5 protein-coding genes are annotated in these 3,271 nt (G+C 62.4%); all 5 read left to right on the top strand.

Annotated elements, in window-relative coordinates:
• Positions 1 to 241 precede the first annotated feature (241 nt).
• Positions 242 to 655 (top strand): flagellar basal body rod protein FlgB, encoded by a 414-nt coding sequence (gene flgB, locus B7L72_RS01445; RefSeq protein WP_081139159.1) that lies wholly within the window; start codon positions 242 to 244, stop codon positions 653 to 655.
• A 17-nt stretch (positions 656 to 672) separates the two neighbouring features.
• Entirely contained in the window at positions 673 to 1,080 is a 408-nt protein-coding gene (gene flgC / locus B7L72_RS01450; RefSeq protein WP_081192141.1) for a flagellar basal body rod protein FlgC, read from the top strand.
• 5 nt (positions 1,081 to 1,085) lie between these two features.
• Positions 1,086 to 1,772: a flagellar hook assembly protein FlgD gene (locus B7L72_RS01455; RefSeq protein ID WP_081192143.1), complete on the top strand. Its 687-nt coding sequence runs from the start codon at positions 1,086 to 1,088 to the stop codon at positions 1,770 to 1,772.
• A gap of 17 nt (positions 1,773 to 1,789) precedes the next feature.
• Positions 1,790 to 3,004, top strand: a complete 1,215-nt coding sequence (gene flgE, locus B7L72_RS01460) for a flagellar hook protein FlgE (RefSeq protein ID WP_081192145.1) — start codon at positions 1,790 to 1,792, stop codon at positions 3,002 to 3,004.
• 25 nt (positions 3,005 to 3,029) lie between these two features.
• Positions 3,030 to 3,271: flagellar basal body protein (locus tag B7L72_RS01465; RefSeq protein ID WP_217806021.1), on the top strand; the 242-nt coding region annotated here is incomplete at its 3' end.

Genomic DNA, 3,271 nt, shown 5'->3' on the forward strand with positions numbered 1-3,271 from the left:
ATAGGTGTGCCGAATGATGCTGTGCACTATGCCAGAAAAATCAGCTGGTTGGCGATACCCCATCCGCAGCCACCTGAATAGTTACCACGATTCTAGGGATTGGCGCTGTCGGGCATCGTCGAAAATGAAGCGCAATCCATGGCCTGTTCGAGGCTTTGCCATGACAGGCGCTCCTCTAATCTTCACGCTGACCCAATACCCCGTGGCCGCGTGCGGTCATGCCAAGATGGAGGTTCAACGGATGATCGATCAGCTCGACGGTGCCCTGCGTTTTCATCAGGAGGCATTGAACCTCCGCGCCAAGCGTCACGAGGTGCTGGCCAGCAACATCGCCAATGCCGATACGCCCAACTACAAGGCGCGCGACATGGACTTCTCCCGCGAACTCTCCCGGGTGATGGAAAGCGGCCGGGCGGGGGGCAAGGGGTTGGCCCTCGCCACCACGTCGGAGCGACACATCCCGGCGCGAGCCGAGGCGCCCGCGATCAACGAACTGCTGTATCGCGTGCCCGACCAGCCCAGTCTGGACGGCAACACGGTCGACATGGATCGCGAGCGGACGCAGTTCGCCGACAACGCGGTCCGTTACCAGGCGGCCCTGACCATGATCAATAGCCGCATCCAGGGCCTCAAGTCGGCGATGCAGCCCGAATAACAAGCAGGAGCAAGACGATGTCGATGTTTTCCGTATTCGATATTTCCGGCTCGGCGATGAGTGCCCAGTCGCAGCGCATGAACGTCACCGCGAGCAACCTGGCCAACGCCGACAGTGTCGCCGGGCCGGATGGCGAGGCCTATCGCGCCAAGCAGGTGATGTTCGAGACCCAGGCGCAGGGCACCCACGGCATCGGTGGCGTCCGCGTTCGCGAGGTGGTGGAGGACCCGGCTCCCATGCGCATGGAGTATCGCCCCGAGCATCCGCTGGCCAACGAGGAGGGCTACGTGACCATGCCCAATGTCGAGCCGGTGCATGAGATGGTCAACATGATCTCTGCGTCGCGCTCCTACCAGGCCAACGTCGAGGTGCTCAACACCAGCAAGCAGATGCTGCTCAAGACTCTGACCCTGGGCGAGGGCTGATACCCATGAGCAACACCATCGACACCAACGTGCTCAGCAACATGAACGCCGCGAGTTCGACGCAGAATCAGAGCGCGGCAAACGACATCATGAACGACTTCATGACGTTGCTGATCACGCAGATTCAGCACCAGGATCCGCTCAATCCCATGGACAACCACGATCTGACCTCACAGCTTGCACAGATCAGTACCGTCGCCGGTATCGAACAGCTCGATCAGACCCTCAAGGGCATCACCGAACAGATCGATACCAATCAGGTGCTCCTGGCCAGTGGCTTGATCGGCCAGGGCGTACTGGTGCCGGGCGACAAGGTGCAGGTGGCGGTCGACGACTCGGGGCAGGTGCATACCACGCCGTTCGGCATCGAGCTCGGGCAGGCCGCCGACAACGTCAAGATCACCATCACCAGCGCCAGCGGACAGGTCATCAATCAGTACGACATCGGTCCGGCCAGTGCCGGCGTGCAATCCTTCATCTGGGATGGCAAGGACAGCGAGGGTCAGCAGGTCACCGAGGGTAGCTATCGCGTCAGCGTAGAGGCCACCAGCGGCGACAAGGCGATTGCCGTCGAAACCCTGAACTATGCCGTGGTGGGGGGGATCACCCCGGTTCAGAACGGTGGTGTGCGCCTGGATCTGGGCGCGGTCTACGGTCAGGTCGAGCTGAGTGACATCAGACAGATTCTCTAAAAATACGAGGAAGGGACATGAGCTTTTCACAAGCATTGAGTGGTCTGAACGCGCAGCAGCAGGCGCTGGGCTCCATCGGCAACAACATCGCCAACTCGCAGACGGTGGGTTTCAAGAGCTCCAACGTGCTGTTCGCCGATGTCTATGCCAACAGCCAGGGGTTGGGTACCCAGGTGGCCGGCGTTCAGCAGGATTTCGGCAGCGGCAACATCGAGGGGACCGGTCGCAACCTGGACCTGGCCATCGCCGGTGACGGCTTCTTCCGCTTTCAGCAGCTCAGCGGCGAGGTCGTCTACTCGCGCAATGGCCAGTTGACCATGACCGCCCAGGGCGATCTGGTCAACGCCCAGGGCGCCCAGATCATGGGTTATCCCGCCGATGAGGAAGGCAACGTCCAGGTCGGTGGCGCGCCGGTGCCGTTGAACGTGCCCGCCGACGACATTCCCGCTCAGGCCACCAGCCAGATGACCATTGGCATGAACCTCGATGCCGGCGAGAGCGTCATCGACCGCAGTTCACAGAGCTTCGATCCCAGCAACCCGTCCTCCTACAGCTATGCAACCAATGCCACCGTCTACGACTCCCTCGGCAACCCGCGCAACATGACGCTCTATTTCACCAAGGTGGATGAGGATGCTGGCGGAAGTGCCTGGGAAGTCCAGGCGGTGTTGGCGGGTTCCAGCGAACCGGTGGAAGTCACTAAGGATGGGCTCTCCTTCGATACCAGCGGTCGCGTGATCGGCGACGCCGAGTTCGAGATCACCTTCGGGGACTTGCCGGGTGCCGAGGATCTTGCGTTCACCATCGACCTGGGCAGTGCCACCCAGTTCGCCAACAGCTCCACGGTCAACTCTCTGACCCAGGACGGCTACACCTCCGGTGCTCTGGTCGGCATCACCATCGAGGACGACGGCACCGTGATGCGCCACTATTCCAATGAGCAGTCGCTGGCGGCGGGGCAGATCGTGCTGGCCAACTTCCGCAATCCCGAAGGCCTCTCGCCGGTGGGCGACAATGCCTGGGCGGCGACCGCCGCGTCCGGGCAGGAACTGGTCGGTGCGCCGGGCACCGGCTTGCTGGGCAGTCTGCGGGCCGGGGCGCTGGAGAGCTCCAACGTCGACATGTCCGCGGAGCTGGTCGACATGATCATCGCCCAGCGTGCCTACCAGGCCAATTCCCAGACCATCAAGACACAGGACGAGCTCCTGCAGACCACCATCAACCTGCGTTGATGAGCGCTGAGCGGGGAAATTGACCATGGACCGCATACTTTACACCGCCATGAGTGGCGCCAAGCAGAGTATGGATCAGCAGGCGGTGGTCAACCACAACCTGTCGAACGTCTCGACCACCGGCTTCCGCGCGCAACTGCACGCCATGCGCGCCGTGCCGGTGCAGGGCGACGGGCATCTGCCGACCCGCGTGTCGGTGGCGGCGACCACGCCCGGTTCGGACTTCTCCCAGGGGCCGATGATGAGCACCGGGCGCGAGCTGGACGT

It is taken from the genome of Halomonas sp. BC1 (assembly GCF_002078135.1).
Lineage (GTDB): Bacteria > Pseudomonadota > Gammaproteobacteria > Pseudomonadales > Halomonadaceae > Vreelandella > Vreelandella stevensii.